We start from the raw sequence: 21,161 nt of genomic DNA, 5'->3' as shown, positions 1-21,161 counted from the left end.
CAGCGACCCTATGAGCCAGACACCAGGTGATCAGGATCCAACCACCGCAACAAGCGGCAACCTCACCCTGACACTGAGCTGACCCTACCCGCCGGCTGTGGCGATCTCGCCTGCTGCCGAACGGCATCTTCAACAACGAGGGTCGATGAGCTGAAAGCCTTGTATGCGAACGGATTTCGCCGCAAGCGGCGCGCTTGCTCCAGCCCGTGGGCGTGCGGCGGCGGTGCATAATCTAAACGTTGCCTAAGAGTCTCTTACTATTTCCTTACTATTTATGTAGGGTCGGGTTCAGGGTTGGCCGAACGATTGCGGGAGCGGCATGAAGCGATTCGACGTCGTCGTTGTAGGTGCGCGGTGCGCCGGCTCACCGCTGGCCACGATGCTCGCGCGGCGGGGCCTCAGCGTCTGCCTGGTCGATCGTGCCCACTTTCCGTCGGACACCCCGTCGACCCACATCATTCAGCCTTCGGGCGTGCAGATGCTCGACGAGCTGGGGGTGCTGGAGGCGGTGATGGCCGCCGGCGCGGTCCCGCTCGATCGCATGACGATGGCGATCGACGATGCCGTCCGCATCGAGGCCACGGTCGATCCCGCGATCGCGACCCCGCGCGGCGTGTGCGTCCGGCGTGTGACGCTGGACGCGTTGCTGGTCGACGCGGCGGCCGCGGCGGGCGCCGACGTTCGCACCGGCGTGCGCGTCACCAACCTCATCGCCGAGGATGGGCGCGTCACCGGTGTGGACACGGCCGCCGGCCCGATCCAGGGACGGTTGGTGGTCGGCGCCGACGGCCGGCATTCGACGATCGCCACGCTGTGCGGTGCCCGCGAATATCACGTCGCGGCTGCCGGAAAGATGTTTGCCTGGGCGTATTTCCAGGACGTGCGCGACCGGGACGGACACGCGCGACTTGGCCGCCGAGGCGATCTGGGCTTTCTCGCCGGGCCCACCGACGGTGACCTCTACATGGCCGCGATCGCGATCGACATGGCGAAACAAGCCGAGTTCCACGCCGATCGCGGAGCCAATTTCACCGCCGGCTTGCGGGCCTGGCCCGAACTCGCGGACCTAGTCGGAGACGGTCGACGCGTCGGCCCCATCCGGGTGCTGACGAACTGGCACGGGTACTTCCGAGAGTCCGCCGGTCCCGGATGGGTTCTCGTCGGCGACGCCGGCCACTTCAAGGATCCATCGCCGGGCCAGGGGATCGGCGACGCGTTTCGCCAGGCGCGGCGGCTGGCCCGCTCCATCGAGGAGGGGCTGGGCGACACCAGTCCCGACGAGGCGATGCGGCGGTGGTGGCGGTGGCGCGATGACGACGGTTATGAGATGCATTGGCTCGCGCATGATTTCGGCACGCCGGGCGCCACGACACCGTTCAGAACCCGCTTGATGAAGGAGGTCGCCGCCGATCCCGCAGCGAAACAGATGCTTCTCGGTGTGCTGAACCATGACATCCGTCCGTCGCAGTTGTTCACGAATCGACTCGTGTTCGGGGCCGCGGCGCGCGCGCTGCGCGACAGGCCCGACCGGCTGGTCGCGACGCTCAAGGAGATCGTCGGCGCGGGGCGGCAGAACGCGCTCCGTTCCCGGCGGCGGCGGCTTGTTCCGGCATGACCTGGGCGAACAGCGCGGGCGCCGGTCGTCACGACGTCGGGGCCACCGCCGCAGAGTGGTGGTGCGCCCGGTTTCCACCGCAGCGCTTGGCTTCGTACATGGCGGTGTCGGCGTCGGCGACCAGCTGGCGGAACGCCCGTTCGGCGTCGTCGCATCCCACGCTGCGCAACGACAGGGTGGCGGTTCCCACGCTGGCCGTCACCGGGGCGGGGATCGCCGCAACGGCATGACAGAGCCGATGCCCCCAACCCTGCGACGGTTGTGTCGTGACGACGTCCGCGATCAGAAACTCCTCGCCGCCGACCCGACCGATGACCGCGGTTTCCAGGCAGGCGGCCGTGAGCGCCCGGGCCGCCGCGACGAGCGCCTTGTCGCCCGCGGCATGCCCTTGGCTGTCGTTCACGGCTTTGAAGCGGTCGAGGTCGACCATGGCGACGGACAGATACATGTGGTCGCCGCCGGCGAGCATCCGCCCGATGATCGCGCGGTCGCAGGCACGCCGATTCAATAGTCCGGTCAGCGGGTCGCGATTGGCGCGCGATAAATCGAGGCCCAGCGCCCGCACGACGATTTGGATGGCGAATGGCACGATCACGTTGAGTTCGAGCACGAGAAAGTAACCGGTCAAGGCCAGCGTCGTCTCGCCGGCGAAGACCAGGCGCACCACTTCGATGGCGCCCACCGCGCCGGCCAGGAAAAAGTTCAGAGCCATATATCGGCCGGTGTGAAAAAATGCGACGTACCCACCCGGAACGGCCAGAGCCGAGCACCCCATCAGCGCTACGATCGGCTCGGTCTGCCAGAGGCAACCGGCGGCAATGCTCGCGCTGCCGGTCATCGCGAAAACGATCGACTGGCGGCGCGTGGGCCAGCGGGACAACCACACCATCGCCATGCCCAGCCCGACCAGGCCGGCCAGCGTGGAGACGGTCAAGGCCACGCGCGGATAAAACGGCGTTTGACCCCATAGGACGTTGACGGGCCACAGCGCGAGCGACGCAGACACCACCGCCAGGACGCGACGGGTGTTGGCGCTCAGACCGTGGGCTTGCAGGTAGCCGGTCAGCCAGTCGAAGTGGTCAGGCTGTCGCCACCACGCCGCCAACCACCTCATTGCTTGCCTTCCGGACGGGTTTGGGTCGTCGAGATTTACCAAACTAAACCCGGATCGCACGCTGATTCCGACGAATGCTTCTATTCGACCGGAGGAATGCTTCGGGCGAATAATTTGGAATGCAAGTCTGATGTACCGCGCGCACTTTTCGGTGGTCCGAATATTTGCGCGCCACAATCATTCGCGCGGCGAAAGCGCAGGCTCAGTGCGCGATCGACCGCTCGAGGGCGGCCAGAGAGTCCGCCAGGTAGTCCGGGCCGAAGATGGGCATGGTGCCCACTTGGTCGCGGAAGTCCTGCGGCGTGCCGCTCCAGTCGTAGGTGAGCGTGACATCGGTGCGGTCCCCGTTCGGGGCGAGGTCATAGCGCCAGAACCAACCGCCGGGGCGGTGGTTGCCCGCGTCGTCGAGCTGGCCGGGCATCCAACCGATCGCACGGTCCTTCTCGAACACATTCACCAGGTTGTGGACGACGTAGTCACCACCGGCCTGGGTCAGGAACATGTTCATCGCGAACATCTGTCCGGCGCCGGTGATCGGTGCGACGTCCACCGCGTCACGGACCCAGTCGGTGGGTTCGGTGTTGCAGTGGTGGGAGGGGTCCGCCAGTACGGCGAAGATCTGCATCGGCGTCGCGGCGATGGTGCGGGTGGCGACGTAACGTTCGGCGGTGGCGGTCATGCGTTATCCCTGGGTCCGTAGGCGCGGGCGATATCGGGGGAGTCGAGCCACCCCGAGTATGTGGGGCGGGAGGGCCACCCTTCAGGCGAATCGAGCCATTCCTCCTGCCGGCCCCACGGCAGGAGGTCGATCAACGCGAACGAATGGCTGAGCTGCTCGGTGCCTCGGCCGTTCGTGTGCCACGTGCGATACACGGTGTCGCCGTCGCGCAGGAACACGTTGACCCCGAAGCCCCCGCCGGGAGGCGCGTCCATGTCGGCGCCGAACGTGCTCTCCGAGGACGAGTACCACTCCATCCGGTTGCCGACCTTCCGCTGGTAAGCGAGTGCCTCATCGATCGGTCCGTTCGTGACGATGACGAACCGGGCGTCGTAGTTGTCGAGGAACTCCAGCCGGGTGAATTGCGACGTGAAGCCCGTGCAGCCACCGCACTGCCACTCGGCGCCGTCCGACCACATGTGGTGGTAGACGATGAGCTGCGAACGGCCGGCGAACACATCCGCCAGGCGAATGGGCCCCTCGGCGCCGATCAGGGTGTAGTCGGGCAACTCGACCATCGGCAGGCGCCGGCGCTGGGCCGCGATCGCGTCCAGTTCGCGGGTCGCGGCCTTCTCACGCTTGCGCAGTTCGTCGAGCGCCGCGCGCCACGTCGAATGGTCGACGACGGGGGGCAGGGCTGCTTTGTCCAGGGACATGGGATCCACCTTCGCGGTCAATTGCGTGTTCCGAAAGGTCTGACCCGTGGCGCGCCCGAAATTCATCGGTAGCCTTACGCCGCATGAACGACTCCGTCGTCGTCAAGGTCAAGCCCGGTAGCCGCAAGGGGCCGCTGGTCGAGGCCGGTCCGGATGGCGAGCTGACGATCTACGTCCGGGAGCGCGCGGTTGACGGCAAGGCCAACGAGGCCGTCATCCGGTTGCTCGCGGCACACCTGCACTTGCCGAGAAGCCGAATCGCATTGGTCTCCGGAACGACGGCGCGGCTCAAACGTTTCCGGGTCAGCCGTTGAGGCGTTAGGCCCTGACCGCATTCAAGGCGGCGATCGCGTCGATCACCGCGTGCGGCTGATCGAGGGAGACAAACGTTCTCGCGCCGGGCACCTCCACCAACTTCGCATTGCTGAACAACGCGGCCAGTTTCCGGCCCAGGCCGGGGGTGAAGCAACGGTCCTCCTGGCCCCACACCAGCGTGACCGGCTTGGTGAACCGGGGCAGGCGAGTGGCCACATCCGTGAGATCGAAGGTGGCCACCCGACGAAGCAGCACCGCCAGATCGCGGCAGATGCGTGAGTCGTTGAGGCAGGGCTGCAACCAGGCGGCGGTGAGCTCCGGATCGGGCCGCTTGATGAGCAGCCCGAAGCCCAGTGGCGAGTGGCGCAGCGCCCGCCACCGCATAGGTCGGATCAGCGCCCTGATCGAGGCGGGGCCCCGAAGCACCCCGAACGCGACGTCGAACGGAAACGGCGGGCACTTGTCGAACGCGTCGCAGTTGGTGAGCAGCAGGCGGCCGATCCGGTCCGGGTGGGCGTCGACGACCAGTTGGCAGAGCCCGCCGCCGGTGTCGCTGCCGACCAGCGTCACATCGGATAGGTCGAGGGCGACGATCACGTCGTTGATCAGCTCGGCGACACCGGGCAAAGACAGCGCGGTGGCGTCCTGGACGGGGATGGTGTGTGAGCCCAGCGGCAGGGTCGGCACGATGCAGCGGAAACCGCGCCCCGCCAGGCCGTCGACGACCTCGCGCCACAGTCGCCCGTCGACCAGGATGCCGTGCACGAACAGCACCGGCGCATGCCGCGAATCCTTCGGTCCGAACTCCTGGTATTCGATGGTGGCCTGCCGGAGCGCGAGCTGTGGCATGACGGTTGTCCCTCCTTGAGCTGTCGGTACCGACCCCTACCCGAATCGAAGCTCAGCGGCCGCTGCCAAGGCCACCCCGGGAGCTGCCATGTACTGCCAATGCCTGGTCAGGGCTCAAGATTCACGAGCGCCGCCCCCGTCGTCATGTCGAGAGGAACAGATACCTGGTCGTGCGCGATGGCCCAGCGGCCATTGAGCTTTCGAAAGCACATCGTCGCCCGGACCCAGAAGCCGGTGGTCTGCGCACCGCTGCGCAACGTGCCGCTGAGCCGATTAAGGCTGTGGGCAAACGCCACGTCCCCGCCCACGGTGATGGCGAGCTCGCGAACCTCGTAATCCAGGGGGCGCTCGTATGCCGCGAAGACGCGTTCCCAGTTTTTTCGTTTTGCGGGTCCACCCACGTGTTGGAGTGGTGGTTCGATGTCGAAGGACACCACGTCGGTCGCATAGACCGACATCGCCGCATCTAGGTCGTGGGCGCGAAGGGCGCTGGCCAGCTCGTCGATGAGCCGTCGAAGCTCGGCTTCGTCAGCCGCGGGGTCGGTTTCAGTCGTCACGGACTCGACGGTAGCCGCGCCAAACCCCTTGACCTGTACGGCCCGGCTCGGTTCGATGTTCCATATGCCACCAGGGGGAGGCTTTCCATGAGGACCTTCGTCCGCCGTCTTGGTCCCGCTGTCTTGGCGGCGTTGGCATCGATGGCCGTCGTGACAATCGCGACGCCGGCGGTGAGCAAGGCGGACTGCGCGGACGGCGAGTGGTGGGACCCCACGGGCAAGGTCTGCCGCCCGCTCGGTGTCGGGCCCCAACCCTTGGCGTGCGACGCGGGGCAGTGGTGGGACCCGACGGCCAACGTGTGCCGGCCGCTGGGTGTCGGGCCGCAGCCGCTGGCGTGCGACAACGGTTGGTGGTGGGATCCAGGCGCCAACGTCTGCCGTCCACCGCTGGTACCGCCGGCGAACTGACCCCGACGGTGGCCTCCGTGAGATCATTTAGTAGACGCTGGCGTTCCTTCGTCATCCATAGTAAGCTCATAGCCAATTAGTGAACGTGCTCGTCTATAATCCGCAGAACGAAGGCGCCATGTACACCGCACCCTCGCCTTTTGACGACCCGACTACGCCTATTGACGCCCACGCATTGCGGGCATGGTGGGCGCGCCAGCGACGCGAGGCGCGGCCGCTGCAGCAACGCAAGCCGGAGCGCGTCGCGTTCATGCGGCAGAGATAAGGGGCGGGCGACTCAGCTGGAGGCGCTCAGGATCTTGATCGCGAAGACGAGCGAGTCGCCCGGCCGGATGCCGGCGCTGGGCTGACCGTCGGGATAGCCGTCGGCGGACGTCATCGCGACGGCGACCGTGGACCCGACCTTCTGTCCGGCGATGGCCTTCTGGAATCCGGGCACGACCCCGCCGAGCGGGAAGTCCACCGGGGCGCCCCGGTCGTAGCTGCTGTCGAACACGGAGCCGTCGCGGCCGTTGACGCCCATGTAGCAGACGGAAACTCGGGCGGTGCCCGGGACCACCGCCCCATCTCCCGCGTGCAGGGTGTGTACCTGCGTCTGGGTAACGCTGAAGGGCGCCGTCACGGCCACGCGCGGAGCCGTCGTATCGGTGGATCCGGTGACCGCGACGCTGCCCGTGGTTCCGGCCAGTGTCCAGTCGGGCGCCCCGCCGTTCGCCGGTGCGGCGGTGGGGCAGGAGCCGGCGGCGGTGGCCGTGCCCGGCGTGACGAGCATGACGGTGGCCGTGACGCAGGCCGCAAGCGCGACAGTGGGATACATCCGGGACGACTTCACGACCGTCACGCTACAGGCCCTTCGGACTGGCTAGCGATCCCAGCCAGTTCGTGCGCCACCGCGTCGAACGCGCGCAGCGTGTCCAGCATGTGCGGCTCATGGGAATGCGGCTGGCTGGACAGCTTGGCGGCGACCATCCCGATCGCGCGGTTGAGGTAGATCATCTGACCGCACATGCCCAGGCACAACGCCACGTTGTTGCCGGGGTAGGGGAGCCACACCTGGTTGCGATACATCCCGCCGGGCAATTCGGTGTCCTCGGGGCACGCGGCGAACGCCTGACGCGAGTCGGGGCCGCCGTCGAGCGTGTCAGCGATCCACGCCGCCGGCACCACTTGTTCGCCGGTGAGCGCGACACCGTCGCACAAGAACAACGAGCCGAACCGGATCATGTCGGTAAGGCAGGCGCTGATGCCGCCGTCGAAGAATCCGGTGCCGGCGGGGTCTATCCCGATGGTGGCGTCGCATTGGGCGCCGATGCGGCTCCACAGCAGTTCCGACATCAGTGCCGGCATCCGCTGGCCGCCGGCGACCTCGCAGATCCAGCCGAGTACATCGGTTTCGCACGAGCGATATTCGAACGGGCCGCCGTGAGGCGACTTCTGCCGCAAGGTCAGGAGGAAATCGCGCAGGGTGGCGGGGGCCTCCGGACTGCGCCTGGGCGCCCAGCCCATCGCCTGGTCGAGGAGATGTATCTCCGCGGACGGGTCGCCGTAATTTTCCGAGAAGGCGATACCGGACCTCATGTCCAGCAGGTGACGCACCGTCGCACCGTCGTAGCCGCAATCCGCAAGGGCCGGAATGTATTTCGTGACCGGCGCCTCGAGATCGATCGCACCGGCCCCGCACAACGATCCGACGACGGCGCCCACCAGCGACTTGCTCACCGAGAACAGCAGGTGCCGGGTGTCGGCTTTGAGGCCGTCGAGGTACTCCTCGGCCACCATCGCCCCGCGATGGGCGACGGCCCACCCCTCGGTCGCGGTGGCGGCCATCACCGCGCCGACGGTGGTGGCCGTCCCGTCGGTGTTGGTCACCGGGATCTCCGCGAGGGGAGCGGGGGCCGGGGGTATCGCCGCGACCGGGCCGGTCCCTCGGGAGATCAGCGCGGTCGGGACCATGTCTTCGACATGCTGAAACGACCACTGCGAGTAGGGCGGCGACAGCCAGTTGTCCAGTGAGATGCCGGCCGGGGCGCTCACGCGCGCGCGACGAGCCGCGAGACAATCGGCGCGGCGGGCGTCAGGGGCGTCGAGACGAACTTCGCCTTCATGCCCTTGACCCAGCGTTGGCAGCGGTCGCTGAGCTGATAGTCGTCCGTCTGCAGGTGTGAGCGAGTGACGAGCACGCCGAGTTGGGCGCCCTCGGAACGTAAGTCGCCGGGCGCCGCGACGCGCATGTAGAAGGCCTCGGAGCCGTCGAGCAGCGTGGCCCAGTCGTTGGCGGTCCGCGAGAAGGAGACCCGACCGTCGTCGTCGAGGCGCCATACCCCGGTGCGTGGCGTCGCGGTGAAGATTTCGATATCCGGGGAGGTCTCGGTGAGTATCACCTGGCCCCAGACCTCGTCCTCGCCGTAGCCGCGCTCCCAGCGCGCGTTGATCTCGTCGATGTCGAGCTCGTACTCCACGTCCATGTACTCGAGCAGGTGAAAGAGGAACAGCGGCATGTCGGCGTAGGCCTCGGTGGTCAGGTTCGTCATCGGGCTGGCGCCGCTCAGGCGGGGGTTCACCTCGCCGAGGTAGAGCTCGTTGGAGTCGAGGTCGTGCAGGAGGTCGACCTCGAAGTAGCCGAGGTAACCCTCGCGGCGCATGACGTCGCCCAGCTTGGTCACCATTTCTCGCGCGGCATGCGTCTGGGCGGGCGGCAGCACCTCGTGCCAGATGTCGTTGCCACACCAGCTGCCCCGGCTCGGCGTCAGCTCCGAATAACCGACCAGACTCGTCATCGCGGGGCCGACCACGGTGCCGTGGCGGGTCACCGCACCCTCGAGGCACACCTCCACATTGCGGATGCGCTTCATCACCTTGAGGTCCTGCCCGACCAGGTCACCGGCGTACTTGTCCCAGTCGCCCTGACCGTGCACAAAGAACGTCCCGCTGCCCGCGTTGCCGTAGGCGATCGAGATGACGAGGTCATCTCCCAAGCCGGCGTCTTGGGCGAGCGCCAGCAGTTCGTCGTATGAGCCGGCCCGCCCGATCGTGTTGGGCACGCTCGGCACCCCCGCCTCGTCGGCCAGGCGCGTCATGACGATCTTGGAGCCGAGCCGATTGCGCAGCTCGATCGGCGGGTGCATGACCTCGAGACCCGCCGACCGCGCGAGGGCCTGGATTTCCTCGTTCATCATCACAAAGCAGCACTTGCCACCAGGACCTTTGCCCGCGATGAACTCGAGCGTCTCGGAATCGGACAACAGGTGGCTGCACACCTCGTCCATGGAGTCGAAATCGCGACGGTCGCGCCGCCGGGGCACGAACACGCGCGAGTGCGTGCCCTCGAAAGAGTCAAAGTAGGTCAGGTAGAAGAAGTTTCGTATCCAACGGTCAACGCCCAACAGGTTGAACGGCGTCGGCGAGATGAAGTACAGCGGCACCTTGTTCGTGTGGAAGAACGCGCGGATGTCCGACAGACCGTTCAGTACGCGCGGCTCGGGCTCACTCATGTTCAGGCCTCCAGGGGTGCTGCGGTCGGCGCGAGTGTGATGAAACGGCACGCCTGCATCGCACAAGTATTGCGCCCCGTCCGGGGCCGTGTCGAAGTATGGAACGCGCGGGGCAGGTCAACCGTCTTTTCCATGCGTCCTCGCCGGATCGTAAAGTACGACCTCCGAAGAGCCGGTGCGGTCACATTCGACGTCGCTGGTGTGTCGAGTCACCGCACCCGAGGCTCACCCGGTGGCCCTCCAGGGGTGCTCGCACGAGTGCTCGGCGGCCTTCGGCGCCGGCTCAACTCCAGTACGCGGCGGTCGTGGTGTACAAGCGTCTGGTCAGCTCGTCGACGGGCAGGTCGCGCAGTTGCGCGCTGAGCACCTCGACGCTGACCGTACCGTCCCAGCCGCGGTCCAGCAGCGTTGCCGCGAAACGGTTTAACTCGAGGAGGCCTTCACCGGGCAGGGCCCGGCGGTGCAAGCTTTCGCGGATCATCCGGTCTCGATGCTCGGGTTCCAGCGCGTCGGTGAATTGAACGTAGGCGATGTCGTCCGGCGGCACCGCCGACAGGTCCTCCCACGTGTTGGAGCTGAAGCAGAAGTGCCATGAGTCGACCAGCAGCCCGGCCCGCGCCGCCTCGCCTGCGGCCCGCACGTACTCCATGCCGTCGCTGATCGTCGGAATTGCGCCCAGCGGTGTGGATTCCACCGCAAGGCCAGCGCCGGCATCGTCGAAGAGCCTGGCGCAGCGTCGAATTCGCTTGGCCGGCACCTTGTCGGTGAACACCGTCAGCACCCAGTCCGCGCCGATGGCCTGCGCGCGGTCGGCCAACTGTTCGGCACGTGCCATGGTGGCGGATTCGTCGTCGCCGACGATGAAGGCGAGCAATTCGTGGCAACGCACTCCGGCTGCGGCATACGCCGCGGCGGCGGCCGCGTCGACCCGCTCGGCGTTGATCCCCACTGCGCTGAATCCCGCCGCGCTCGCCGCCGACACCAGCTCGGGCGTCGCGATATCCCACTTGCCGTCGGGTGTCAGAGCAAGCTGCACAATCGCAGGACGCTACTCCGCTGACGTGCAACGCTGCCGCTCAGGACTCGATGAATGCGAGCAGATCCGGGTTGAGAACATCGGCGTGCGTGGTCGGCATGCCGTGCGGGTAGCCGGCATACGTCTTCAATGCGCCGTTCTGTAGTAGGTCGACCGCGCGGGGCACCGCGCTGGCGAACGGCACGATCTGATCGTCTTCGCCGTGCATCACCAGAACCGGAACGGTGATCGCCTTCAGCGCCTCGGAGTAGTCCTGGAGCCAGGACACCACCGTCTCGTAGTGAGCCTGGGCGCTGCCGGACATGCCCTGCCGCCACCAGTTCGCGATGACCGCCTCGGACGGTTCCACGCCCTCGCGGTTGAATCCGTAGAACGGACCCTCCGGCACCGCGCGGAAGAACTCCGATCGATTTCCCAAGACACCCGCCCGCACCGCCTCGAACCACTCCTGGGGTTGCCCGCCCGGATTGTTCTCCGTCTGCAACATGCTCGGTGTCGGGGAGGACACCAGCACCGCCTTGGCGACCCGCTCCTGGTGGCGCGCCACATAGCAGGCCACCTCGGCGCCGCCGGTGGAGTGCCCGATATGGACGGCCCCGCGCAAGTCGAGCTGCTCGGTCAGCGCGGCCAGGTCCGCCACCCAGTGCTCGACGTCGTTGCCGTTGCCGACCTGATCGGATCGGCCATGCCCGCGCCGGTCGTGCGCGATCACCCGATAGCCGTGGTGCAGGAAGAACATCATCTGCGCGTCCCAGTCGTCGGCCGTCAGCGGCCAGCCATGGCTGAAGACGATCGGCTGGCCGGACCCCCAGTCCTTGTAAAAGATCTCGACACCGTCAGAAGTGGTGATGGTAGGCATGGCGCGTTCCTCTCGCAGTCGCCGCTCGCGGGCGCCCCCCGCGCTCGAATGACAGTCAACCGCAAGCGAGGTGATTTTTCCCTGCGAGCTCTCCAGCGTCGGCGATTTCGGTTGAGGGAAGGCAGGACAATGACGTCGAGCGCAGAGACGGAGATTGAGAGCGCCAGGCCGCCTTACGGTCTACAAACCTAAACGTGTAAGACAGGCACCTAGACTGGACGCGGTGAGGGGCGATGGCGAACCGCAGGGCATGCGGCCTCGACTGCGTGCTGTTGCGGAGCGGCACGTACTGCCACACCAGTGGTCGCTAGGCATGGGCATCGACCCGAGTGGCCGGTTCGTGATCGCCGGCAGCGATCCGGCGCGGGTATGGAACACGAGTACCGGCCGCTGCGTCCTGACCATTCCCGAGTTCCGCGCCGATCGCAGGATCGCACGCCGCGCATCCACCAGCTGGAGTGGGACCACCTGACGCGATAAACAAAGTCGGAGCGCCGCGCGAGTGACGGCCAGCGCTGCCTGGCCCCGCCGGGCCGGCAGAGCCCATGAGGCTGGCTATTTGGGTACTGTGGGGAGAGCGATGCCTAAGATCAGTGCGGCGCGGAATCGCAGATGCCGTGTGAAGTGGTCGACCGTAGCTGCGCTCGGCCTGCCGTTGTTCGCATCATTTCTCTCAGCGAATGCGTCAGCGCAGACGAGCGACGGAGATTTCGTCGGTGCGCTCGAGGAGCGCGGAATCAGCGTCGCTGACCCGGATTCTGCCGTTGCGACGGCACACGAGATCTGCGCCGAATTGGACCGAGGTGAAGGCGCGGCTGTCGTGGTGTTGAAGTTGATGACAGACACCAACCTGTCGTCGGCGCAAGCTGGCTATTTCATCGGTGCTTCGGTGACTGCTTACTGCCCGCAGCATCACGACGCTCTCGGCAATCCGGTGCTGCCACTGGTGCCGCCGCCCCCGCTGATGTGACGGCAGACGCTCTGCCACGGCGCGGTGAAGCCGAAAGTTCAAGCCTCTGAGGGGTGCTGCCGTAGGCCCGAAGCGGCATTCGGGGGGCACTAAAGGCTGACTCAAGCCCTTGCGGACGAGGATGGGTTGCGCCGAGCCGGATATCGACGCGATGTCACATAAGGAGCACACCGAGCCCTTGGTGGATTTATCGAGCACCGGTGATCCCTACCCGGTGCTCTGACTCGCCGGCCATGACCGCGTCGTAAGGTCGTTCGGAGCTAGGACGGCCGGGAGCACCTGCGCCACTCAAGTGGTTCGGTTGTGGTCCCGGCCAGGCGGGTCAGCCGCAACTCGACCCACATACAGCAAGACGCGAGGAGGAAGCCCATGGGAACGATCGGGTACCGCCACCCGGCAGTCGTCAGCCTGGTCGCCGTCGCGCTGATCAGTGTCGGCTGCAGCAATGGCAAGAGCGTCGACGCGTCGCCACCACCTCAGGTCGCGGGGAACACCATCTCCACGTCCAGCACACCAGCGCAGCCCGCCGAGGTGAAGCTCATCGGGGTGGGCGACGTGGAGGTGACTTTGACCGGTCCAATCGCCGGCAAGTACTTGTCGGCAACCGAGGCTCAGAAGAACGCTCTCGGCAAGCCGCTGACGGGAGACCGCAACGCGGGGACACGGGCGAGCGGCCTGGTATTCCAGCAGTTCCAGGGCGGGGTGATCACCGCCAGGAACGGCGAGGCCGACACGCCCGCATATATCACCCTTGGCAAGATCCGCGAAGCCTGGAATGTCCCACGCGGTCCGGACGGCACACCTGCGATCACCGGCACTAATGGTTCGGCAGGTCCACTGGGCTTCCCAACCAGCGACCAGAACGCCGTCGGCGATCTACTCGTAACGACCTTCGAGCACGGGAAGATCGAGTACAACCCGAAAACCGGCCAGGTCGAGGTAACGGTAAACGACAAGGTCGTACCATCCGGGCTGTAGCCCGAATCAGGTGCATCAGACAGGTCGATTCGTGCATATTCCTCGAAACGCGTCTCCGGCAGGGGAGCGGCGCGGCGAAACGGAAGGCTTCATTACGGTCGGCAACTGCCGCACTCACGGCCGCGGGCGCGGCGGCCGTAACCGGACGGTGTGTCGCGCGGTGCTTAGCCGAAACTGGCGACCAGCGCGGCATTCACGGCAATTACCCGCCGGCGGTCTGACTCAATGCCAGCGCAGCGGCAAACTCGACAGTCGGACCGCGTCATCGAGGATAACCGGCGGCACGGACTCAGCATCTAACCCGAACGCGGGGATAGTGCGTAACCATTCGCTGACCAACAGAGTCAACGCTGTTTTCGCCAGACTGACGGCCACACAGCGGTGCGGGCCCCCGCCGAATGCCCAGTAGTCCGCCCGCGACCCGTGGCCGTCCGCCATGTCTTCTTGGATGGCCGCCCCTACGCATAGCCCGACCCGGGCCCCTGCCGGTATCTCGACACCCGCCACGGTGACGTTCTGAGCGGCCCTGCGGATGATCACCGGGGCCGGCGGCTCGCGGCGCAGCACGTCTTCGACGAATCCCTCAATCCCTGCGGGGTTTTCGCGGAGCGAAGCGCATAGCCGCGGGTCGCGGGCAAGGTCAAGAAACACGAAACCCACCGCGCTCCTAAACGGCGTAATGCCCGCAGCGATCAGCGTTTCAACTACCGCGCACGCCTCTGCTTCGTCGAACCCATTGTCGCCGGCAACCAACCCGGAAAGAACACCCGCAATATCAGGTCTGGCGCGGCGCTGCGCGAAAGCCTCCGCCAAATAGGCGAGCATCTCAAATTTTTGCACCAGATCCTCGAAACGGACACCTGTGACCGCGGCCAGAGGCGCCCGCTGGATCGCCCAAAGCGCTTTCTCCCAGCGCAGCAACCTATCCCCGTCTTGCGGCGGCAACCCCAACACTGTCAGAAGGACCTGAGCCGCGAATGGCTCCGCAACATCGGCGATCACCTCACAACTACCCTGCGGGGCGACCGCTTCGACCACCGCCGCGGCCTGATCTTGCAACGCGGGTTCCATCTCTTTCACCGCGCGGGAACTCAATAACGGCTGCAAGATCGCGCGCCAACGCGCATGGTCCGGCCGATCCAAAGCGTTAAGCGAAAACACTTCCGGGTTACGCAGCGCTGCGAGCACGTCATCGGCCCGTGTGAGGCAATAGCCGTTCATAAACGCGCTGTCCTCGATAAACACGACCGGCCCGCGCTTGCGCAGCGCGTCCCAAAGCTCGCTGCGATCGTCTGTGAAGAAATCAGGCAGCAACTCGTCACCGCTCCTCCCGCGCCAGCGGATATTCGCCGCACGGCGGCCCTGATTTACGCCACCCAACATACCCGACGCCTCGGGAACATCTTGGTCCGCGCCAACGGGAGGAGCGGTGACCGACAGGAGGTCAGGCAACAATTCATCTGATGCGATATGCAGTGGTTTACCTGACATAATGTCGCTTATCGGTACAACCGGATCATGGGCTTTGTATCGCGAGATGCGCCCGCGCCGAAGGCTGGCTGGTCAGCCGCCCCCGCCCCCGTCATCGTCCCCGTTCGCGTTGCCTCGCCGTCGAGGCGCGCGTCCCAACGATGAAGCCGCCGCTTTTCTGTTGACGCGCGCCCATAACGTGATGCTCCGACGGGGCCGTTCGGCAACCCCGACCCGCCGCCGCCCCGCCCGCCCCATCGTTCGCAATACGTCACAGTGACGAATTGGGTTCTGCCTCGGGTTGATTCCCGTATGCGGGCCGAGCCTTAACAGCGGTGCAAGTAAGCCGGGTCGATCGCGTGATAACCCGAGGTTGTAACGAACCAGAGCAAACAGAAAATCGCGATGACCGCACCGATTACCGCCGCCGCGACGGCCACCCAAAAATGCGCGCCCCGCACCCGAGCGGGCCCGCTCACACTTCTCAGCGCGAGCGCTGCCGCGACGACACCCAACAGACCCGCGGCGACCGTGCACAGCATGCCGACGCCCTCTAACGATCTGTCGACGATGCACCCGCTCGTCATCGCATGGCTGGCTAACGTGAAACCCACGCTGAGGGCCGCCCCCAGGCCACCGAGCGCCGCCGCGGTCAGCGCAAGGGCCACCAGACGATTTCGCGGTTTGGCGGGCTCGATCTGGATGGATTGCGGCGGATCAGTCATCCCAGCATGATATTCGAGCCGATGCCCCAAAGGTGTGATACAACCATCACCCAGATATTTCGTCACGGTGACGGAATGGCCTCGTGCACGCCGGCGCGTCCCCAAAGTTCGAGAAGAACCAGTGGGCTGGTGCGAAGCAACGCACCAGCCCACTGTCACGAGTGTGAGTTCTAGACGGCAGAGACTCCTATTGCCTGGGGTCCCTTGGCTCCTTGCCCGACCTCGAATTGAACACGCTGGTTCTCCTCGAGCGAGCGGTAGCCGCTCCCCTGGATCTCCGAGTAGTGGACGAAGAGGTCCTTCGCGCCGTCGTCGGGGGTGATGAAGCCGAAGCCCTTCTCACCGTTGAACCATTTCACAGTTCCCTGTGCCATTTACTTTCTTCTCTCTTAACTGTGGGATGTACCAAAAACATCCGCACGACCAAATTAGCACGAGCCAGTTCTTTATGAAAACCGTTGTGCGGCTTGAATAATTAACGGGGCGCGGCGCCGGATCGACGGCGACGCCTGCGACCGGCCGTACCCGAACGGTGGGGCTGCGACGGATGCGACGTGGCCGCCTTCCTCGGCGCGGGAGCCCGGTAGGGCGCCAGTTCACCGACCACCGCATGCACGGCGGCCGAGTCGACGGTGACCTCCTGGGGAGTGACACGGATGCCCGCGCGGCGCATCAGCGCGTGGGTGTCCTTGCGCTGCTCGGGCAGGACGACCGTCACGACGTCACCCACGTTGCCCGCCCGCGCCGTCCGCCCGGACCGGTGCAGGTAAGCCTTGTGCTCGGCGGGCGGATCGATGTGCACCACCAATTCGATCCCGTCGACATGCACGCCGCGCGCCGCGATGTCGGTGGCCACCAACACGCGCGCTTCGCCGGTGCTGAAGGCGGCGAGGTTCCGGTCGCGAGCCGGCTGAGACAGGTTGCCGTGCAAATCGACTGCCGGAACACCGGATTCGGTGAGCTGCTTGGCGAGCTTGCGGGCCTGATGCTTGGTGCGCATGAACAGGATTCGGCGACCGCTGCCGGAGGCGAGCCGGTGTACCAATTCCTTCTTGGCCTGGACCCCGGAGACATGGAACACGTGGTGGGTCATTTCTGACACCGGCGAGTCGGAGCCGTCGACAGAGTGCAGCACCGCGTTGCGCAGGAATCGGTTGACCAGCTTGTCGACGCCGTTGTCGAGGGTGGCCGAGAACAGGAGCCGCTGGCCGCCGCTCGGCGTGGCCGCCAGGATGCGAGTCACGCCGGGCAGGAAGCCGAGATCGGCCATGTGATCGGCTTCGTCGATCACCGTCACCTCGATCGCGTCGAGACTGATCAGCCGTTGCTTCATCAGGTCTTCGAGCCGGCCGGGGCACGCCACGACAATGTCGACGCCCGCTTTCAGCGCGGCCACCTGCCTGCCCTGCGGTACGCCGCCGAAGATCGTGGTCACGCGAAGGTTGTTGGCGGCGGCCAACGGTTCCAGCGTCGCGGTTATCTGGCTGGCGAGCTCGCGGGTGGGGGCTAAAACGAGACCCGACGGTCGGGACGGCCGGCGGGGATGTCCGGCCAGCCTGCTGACCATGGGGAGCGAAAAGGCGAGCGTCTTGCCGCTGCCCGTCTTGCCGCGGCCGAGGACGTCTCGACCGGCGAGTGTGTCGGGCAGCGTTTCGATTTGGATGGGAAAGGGGTGGGTGATCCCCCGCGCGGTCAGCACCTCGATGAGCGCTTCAGCCACGCCGAGATCGGCAAATGTCTTGCCAGTGGTCACTTTGATGTCTTTCAGCATCGGTTGTGCCAGGTCGGCGTCGAAAGCGCGCGATCTGTCAGCACAGGGTGGCGAGATTGCCGGTGGGCAAAATCGATCGCCGCGATACGAACTGTGCCGGGTTCAGTGCGTCAGCCACTGATGAGGGCTGGCGCCGGAAGGAGGAAGAAGCGTTTCACGACGTGCCGGCCATCGGGTGAGACAGCCAACGTTGACCAAAGCATAGCAGTAGGGCGATCTGGTCCCGACCAGCCCGGCGATGGGCTGGCGTCGATGCGGTTAAAATACTTTGCTTCACCCTCATCTACGGTAATAATAGACTTATACATCTGTATCTACGGTTCGCTATTGGGGAGGCCGTGTGACGCGGTTGGGTGGGCCATGACGGCCCCGGTCTGGATGGCGGTCCCGCCCGAGGTGCACTCGGCGACGCTATCCAGCGGGCCGGGAGCGGGCTCCTTGGTCGCCGCGGCGGCGGCCTGGAACTCGCTGAGCGCCGAATATGCCGCGGCGGCAGACGAACTCACCGGACTGCTCGCATCGGTACAGGCCGGCGCGTGGGAAGGCCCGAGCGCTGCGCAATACCTGGCCGCGCATGTGCCATACATCGCGTGGCTGGTGCAGGCCGGCGCCAACAGCGCCGCGGTGGCCGCCCAACACGAGGTCGCGGCAACGGCCTATGCGACGGCGCTGGCGACGATGCCGACACTGGCGGAGCTGGCCGCCAACCACGCCACCCACGCCGTGTTGGTGGCCACGAACTTCTTTGGCATCAATACCATTCCGATCGCCCTCAACGAGGCGGATTACGCGCGGATGTGGATCCAGGCCGCCACCACCATGAGCACCTATCAGGCCGTTTCGACAACCGCGGTGGCGGCCGCGCCGGACAGCACACCGTCGCCCCGGATCATGAAGGCGGATAACGGCGCCATGGGGAATTCGGGCGGCATGGGATCTGGGTCCGGCTCGGGGATGGGCGGCATGGGCAACATGCCCGGGATGGGCACCGGGTTGCCCACCAGCCCCGAGAAATGGCTACAGGCCATCTTTCCGTTCAATCCTTTTGGCCCCCCAGCGACGTTGAAGCCGAGCCTGTCGATGTTCCTGTCGCGCGCCGAGACCATGATTCCGATGTACGCCAACAACCCCGAACAGCTGGTGCAAGCCCTCGTGCTCCTCGGGACCCAGTTTGTCGTGCATCGAACCCTGTTATTGATCAACATCTTTTACAACTACCCCACGTTGATGGCGACCCTGCCCACCTTTGTCGCCAACAATCCGGTCTATTCCGTGGGCCTGATGGCTCCCCTCGCGACCGCCCCAGTAGGGGCCACCGGTGGGTTCGCCGGTCTCGCCGGGATCGGCGGCATCGCGCCACCGGCGCCGACTCCGCCGGCAACCGCACCGAGCCCGATCGCCTCGGTGGCGGGCGCGCCGGCGGTCGGCGTCGCTTCCTCCGCGGGAACTGTCTCATCGCCTTCCCCGGTTTCGATTTCGGCGGCGACGCCGACCGCCCCAGTCCCGCCGGGCGCCGCGCCAACGCCCCCGGGTGCGGGCACGGGCGGTGCGGTGGGCGCGCAGAGCTTTGCCTGCCAATACCTGATCGGCGCCTCCCGGGCCGGTGCACACGCGAGTGCCCGCGGCACCGCTCGGACGCCGGAGGCGCGGGACGCCGCGGCGCCGGCACCCGCCGCGGCGCCGGCCGTCGAGCGCACTCCGGCGGGGCGGCGAAAGTCTCTGGTACCCAAAGATATTGAGCGGGGCTACCGCTACGAGTACCTGGACGCCTCGCCGGTCGCCTCCGGCCAGGGCGCGGGGCAGATGGGCTTCGCCGGCACCGATGCCGACCCCACGATGGGCCGGGCTTCGGGACTGACCACGCTGGCCGGCGACAACTTCGGCGGCGGACCGAGCATCCCGATGCTGCCCGGCAGCGCAGAGATCGGCTAGCCCGACGCCACCACCGACTTGGAGTTCCACGGGGCCAGCCGATCGGGTAAACCCCTGTCCGAAGATGCGGCAAACCCCGGCTGTCCGTTCTCTTGAGAGCTAACGGCCGAACGGTGCGCCGTCAAAGCGCTCGCGGGTCGCGAATTCACCGACCGGCCGTCGTCGCAACTTCGTCACCTGGCGCACCGGCTTGCCGAGCGGCACGACCGCGGCGACGGCGTACGGGTCGGGCACGCCGAGCAGCTCCTTGACGCGCGGCTCCTCGGCCACGGCCATCGTGGTCAACACCCCGCCGTAACCCTCATTGCGCGCGGCCAGCAAGACGTTCCACGCGAACGGGTAGACCGAGGCCCCGGGCACCACGCCGACACGCTCGAGGTCCTGGTCGGTGGCGGCGACAACGCCGAGATCCACGCAGATCACCAACACCACCGGCGCCTCGCGGATCGGAGCCGACATCTGCGGGGGCGGCTCGGTCGCGTCGATCGTCGGGGCATCGACGCCGCTCGGCTGCAACGGATTCCATGGCGACTCGCCGTGTGCGAGCTGCGCGGTGTAGCGGCGGGCAGTCCGAGGTCGGCCAGGGCCGAGCGGGTCTGCGCGTCGCGGAGGACTATGACGCGCACGCCCTGCCGATTGCCGCCGGTCGGCGCAAACCGGGCGTTGTCCAGGATGCGCGCCAGCACGTCATCGGAAAGCGGGTCGTCGGCGAATTCGCGCACGGCGGGCGTGGACCGCATGACGTCGTACAACTCCATGGCACCATCGTGCCGTAGGTGGTCAGGCGGCGTCGTGGAAGATCAAGCCGAGCGTGCAGCGCTCACCGGAGCGCACCACCGAAACCCCGTGACGTACGGGGGCGGCCGACCAGCCGCGTGTCGAGCGGATCGGGCGTTCACGGGTGGTGAAGGCTTAGCCGTGCCCTTGCGGCAGCGTGGTGGCGGTGCCGCGGGACTGCGCTCGCGGTCGCTGCTCGACGAGCAGGAACTCGCCGCCGGTGTGCGCCACGCCCGGCTCGTTGAGATTGATCACGACCTGGAGCGGAAAGACGAGATCCCCGTAGAGGTCTCGATGCAGCGCATTCCAGTCACCGGGCCCGTATTTGAGCAGCAATGCCGTGGGTTTGGTTTGGCCGGCGCGGTGGCATAGGTCCAGCCACTCGTCGAGCGTGTCGGGCCAGGGCGGCTCGCGGCGCAGCTTGGTCCACCAGTCGCGGGCGATCGGCAGGAGCCGGGGGTAGAGCGCCTGCTTGAGCTGTTCGATCGGGGGCGGGTAGGGCCGCTTGAAGTAGCGGTATTCACCCTGCCCGTAGCGATGGCGCGTCATGTCGACGGTGGCGCGAAACAGGCCGTCGTCGGGGTAGAGACCAAGCACCGTCGCACACTCGGCCGGAGTCATCAGCTGCGGAAGCAGTGCGCCGCCAACGTCATTCATGTCGGCGGCGACGGCCGCCCAGTCTGCGGCGTTCACCCGTCGGTCCCATTTCGAGGGCATCAGAAGTCGGCGGCCAATGTGAGCTCACGGAGTGGGCTGCCGGTCATCGTGTGTCGTGTCTGCATCGTTGCACCTCCCCACACGGTAAACGATGGGCACCCGGGAAACGTGAGCTCTAGATTCGTTGCATCCGCATCTCACATTCGACAACGCTCCGGCGTCTTCCCAGTAAGAGTCGCTGAAAGTCAGGGAGGAACCACGAA

Annotated in this window: 22 protein-coding genes and 2 pseudogenes; 8 read left to right on the top strand and 16 right to left on the bottom strand. The window is 66.4% G+C overall.

Annotated features, from left to right (window positions below):
• Positions 1 to 319 precede the first annotated feature (319 nt).
• Positions 320 to 1,615, top strand: coding sequence for an NAD(P)/FAD-dependent oxidoreductase (locus tag A5673_RS22455; protein WP_068237668.1), 1,296 nt, complete (start codon positions 320 to 322; stop codon positions 1,613 to 1,615).
• A 28-nt stretch (positions 1,616 to 1,643) separates the two neighbouring features.
• Here A5673_RS22455 and A5673_RS22450 read toward each other — a convergent pair whose 3' ends face one another.
• The 3 genes from A5673_RS22450 to A5673_RS22440 all read right to left on the bottom strand — a co-directional run bounded on the left by A5673_RS22450 (position 1,644) and on the right by A5673_RS22440 (position 4,103).
• Entirely contained in the window at positions 1,644 to 2,729 is a 1,086-nt protein-coding gene (locus A5673_RS22450; protein WP_068237665.1) for a diguanylate cyclase, read from the bottom strand.
• Positions 2,730 to 2,931: 202 nt separating this feature from the next.
• Positions 2,932 to 3,408, bottom strand: a complete 477-nt coding sequence (locus A5673_RS22445; RefSeq protein ID WP_068237661.1) for an ATPase — start codon at positions 3,406 to 3,408, stop codon at positions 2,932 to 2,934.
• Positions 3,405 to 4,103 carry a DUF899 family protein gene (locus A5673_RS22440; protein ID WP_068237698.1) on the bottom strand — a complete coding sequence of 233 codons (699 nt, stop codon included), beginning with the start codon at positions 4,101 to 4,103 and terminating at the stop codon, positions 3,405 to 3,407. The genes A5673_RS22445 and A5673_RS22440 overlap by 4 nt, the downstream gene beginning before the upstream one ends.
• Before the next feature lie 83 nt (positions 4,104 to 4,186).
• Between A5673_RS22440 and A5673_RS22435 the strand changes: the two genes are divergently transcribed.
• Positions 4,187 to 4,417: a DUF167 domain-containing protein gene (locus A5673_RS22435; RefSeq protein WP_068237658.1), complete on the top strand. Its 231-nt coding sequence runs from the start codon at positions 4,187 to 4,189 to the stop codon at positions 4,415 to 4,417.
• A 4-nt stretch (positions 4,418 to 4,421) separates the two neighbouring features.
• Here the strand turns inward: A5673_RS22435 and A5673_RS22430 are convergent, their stop codons facing one another.
• A complete protein-coding gene (locus A5673_RS22430; RefSeq protein ID WP_068237655.1) occupies positions 4,422 to 5,267 on the bottom strand; it encodes an alpha/beta fold hydrolase in 846 nt (281 codons plus the stop codon).
• 107 nt (positions 5,268 to 5,374) lie between these two features.
• Positions 5,375 to 5,824 carry a nuclear transport factor 2 family protein gene (locus tag A5673_RS22425; protein WP_068237652.1) on the bottom strand — a complete coding sequence of 150 codons (450 nt, stop codon included), beginning with the start codon at positions 5,822 to 5,824 and terminating at the stop codon, positions 5,375 to 5,377.
• Between the two features lie 87 nt (positions 5,825 to 5,911).
• Between A5673_RS22425 and A5673_RS22420 the strand changes: the two genes are divergently transcribed.
• Both A5673_RS22420 and A5673_RS29260 read left to right on the top strand, forming a co-directional pair.
• A complete protein-coding gene (locus A5673_RS22420) occupies positions 5,912 to 6,232 on the top strand; it encodes a hypothetical protein (RefSeq protein ID WP_068237649.1) in 321 nt (106 codons plus the stop codon).
• A 79-nt stretch (positions 6,233 to 6,311) separates the two neighbouring features.
• Complete coding sequence (locus A5673_RS29260) at positions 6,312 to 6,497, top strand: hypothetical protein (RefSeq protein WP_156748484.1); 186 nt, start codon at positions 6,312 to 6,314, stop codon at positions 6,495 to 6,497.
• Between the two features lie 12 nt (positions 6,498 to 6,509).
• Here the strand turns inward: A5673_RS29260 and A5673_RS22415 are convergent, their stop codons facing one another.
• The 5 genes from A5673_RS22415 to A5673_RS22395 form a co-directional block, all read right to left on the bottom strand.
• A complete protein-coding gene (locus A5673_RS22415; protein ID WP_156748487.1) occupies positions 6,510 to 7,049 on the bottom strand; it encodes an FKBP-type peptidyl-prolyl cis-trans isomerase in 540 nt (179 codons plus the stop codon).
• 20 nt (positions 7,050 to 7,069) lie between these two features.
• The gene (locus tag A5673_RS22410) at positions 7,070 to 8,266 is read right to left on the bottom strand and encodes a serine hydrolase domain-containing protein (protein WP_068237646.1); all 1,197 of its coding nucleotides are present in this window, start codon (positions 8,264 to 8,266) and stop codon (positions 7,070 to 7,072) included.
• Positions 8,263 to 9,723 carry a biotin carboxylase gene (locus A5673_RS22405; RefSeq protein WP_068237643.1) on the bottom strand — a complete coding sequence of 487 codons (1,461 nt, stop codon included), beginning with the start codon at positions 9,721 to 9,723 and terminating at the stop codon, positions 8,263 to 8,265. Before A5673_RS22405 ends, A5673_RS22410 begins: the two co-directional genes overlap by 4 nt.
• A gap of 283 nt (positions 9,724 to 10,006) precedes the next feature.
• Complete coding sequence (locus A5673_RS22400; protein ID WP_068237640.1) at positions 10,007 to 10,759, bottom strand: sugar phosphate isomerase/epimerase; 753 nt, start codon at positions 10,757 to 10,759, stop codon at positions 10,007 to 10,009.
• Positions 10,760 to 10,799: 40 nt separating this feature from the next.
• Positions 10,800 to 11,618, bottom strand: a complete 819-nt coding sequence (locus A5673_RS22395; protein ID WP_068237637.1) for an alpha/beta fold hydrolase — start codon at positions 11,616 to 11,618, stop codon at positions 10,800 to 10,802.
• A gap of 313 nt (positions 11,619 to 11,931) precedes the next feature.
• On the opposite strand from A5673_RS22395, the gene A5673_RS29255 reads away from it, so the two are divergent.
• From A5673_RS29255 to A5673_RS22385, 3 genes are all read left to right on the top strand, one after another.
• Positions 11,932 to 12,090 (top strand): hypothetical protein, encoded by a 159-nt coding sequence (locus tag A5673_RS29255; protein ID WP_156748482.1) that lies wholly within the window; start codon positions 11,932 to 11,934, stop codon positions 12,088 to 12,090.
• Between the two features lie 147 nt (positions 12,091 to 12,237).
• Positions 12,238 to 12,588 (top strand): DUF732 domain-containing protein, encoded by a 351-nt coding sequence (locus A5673_RS22390; protein ID WP_197518452.1) that lies wholly within the window; start codon positions 12,238 to 12,240, stop codon positions 12,586 to 12,588.
• A 369-nt stretch (positions 12,589 to 12,957) separates the two neighbouring features.
• Entirely contained in the window at positions 12,958 to 13,566 is a 609-nt protein-coding gene (locus A5673_RS22385) for an LGFP repeat-containing protein (protein ID WP_068237634.1), read from the top strand.
• 222 nt (positions 13,567 to 13,788) lie between these two features.
• Here A5673_RS22385 and A5673_RS22380 read toward each other — a convergent pair whose 3' ends face one another.
• The 4 genes from A5673_RS22380 to A5673_RS22365 all read right to left on the bottom strand — a co-directional run bounded on the left by A5673_RS22380 (position 13,789) and on the right by A5673_RS22365 (position 17,514).
• Positions 13,789 to 15,057: a cytochrome P450 gene (locus tag A5673_RS22380; RefSeq protein ID WP_156748480.1), complete on the bottom strand. Its 1,269-nt coding sequence runs from the start codon at positions 15,055 to 15,057 to the stop codon at positions 13,789 to 13,791.
• Between the two features lie 305 nt (positions 15,058 to 15,362).
• Positions 15,363 to 15,761, bottom strand: a complete 399-nt coding sequence (locus tag A5673_RS22375; RefSeq protein WP_156748478.1) for a hypothetical protein — start codon at positions 15,759 to 15,761, stop codon at positions 15,363 to 15,365.
• Between the two features lie 170 nt (positions 15,762 to 15,931).
• Positions 15,932 to 16,135, bottom strand: coding sequence for a cold-shock protein (locus A5673_RS22370; protein ID WP_066969694.1), 204 nt, complete (start codon positions 16,133 to 16,135; stop codon positions 15,932 to 15,934).
• 101 nt (positions 16,136 to 16,236) lie between these two features.
• The gene (locus tag A5673_RS22365) at positions 16,237 to 17,514 is read right to left on the bottom strand and encodes a DEAD/DEAH box helicase (protein WP_068237686.1); all 1,278 of its coding nucleotides are present in this window, start codon (positions 17,512 to 17,514) and stop codon (positions 16,237 to 16,239) included.
• Positions 17,515 to 17,892: 378 nt separating this feature from the next.
• Between A5673_RS22365 and A5673_RS22360 the strand changes: the two genes are divergently transcribed.
• Positions 17,893 to 19,464: a PPE family protein gene (locus A5673_RS22360; RefSeq protein WP_068237628.1), complete on the top strand. Its 1,572-nt coding sequence runs from the start codon at positions 17,893 to 17,895 to the stop codon at positions 19,462 to 19,464.
• A gap of 99 nt (positions 19,465 to 19,563) precedes the next feature.
• Here the strand turns inward: A5673_RS22360 and A5673_RS22355 are convergent.
• A pseudogene (locus tag A5673_RS22355) lies at positions 19,564 to 20,222 on the bottom strand (nitroreductase family protein).
• A gap of 22 nt (positions 20,223 to 20,244) precedes the next feature.
• Positions 20,245 to 20,958: pseudogene (locus tag A5673_RS22350) on the bottom strand (2OG-Fe(II) oxygenase).
• Between the last annotated feature and the right edge of the window lie 203 nt (positions 20,959 to 21,161).

It is taken from the genome of Mycobacterium sp. E3198 (assembly GCF_001667015.1).
In the GTDB taxonomy this organism is placed as follows: domain Bacteria; phylum Actinomycetota; class Actinomycetes; order Mycobacteriales; family Mycobacteriaceae; genus Mycobacterium.
This window is presented reverse-complemented; position numbering and strand designations above follow the sequence as displayed.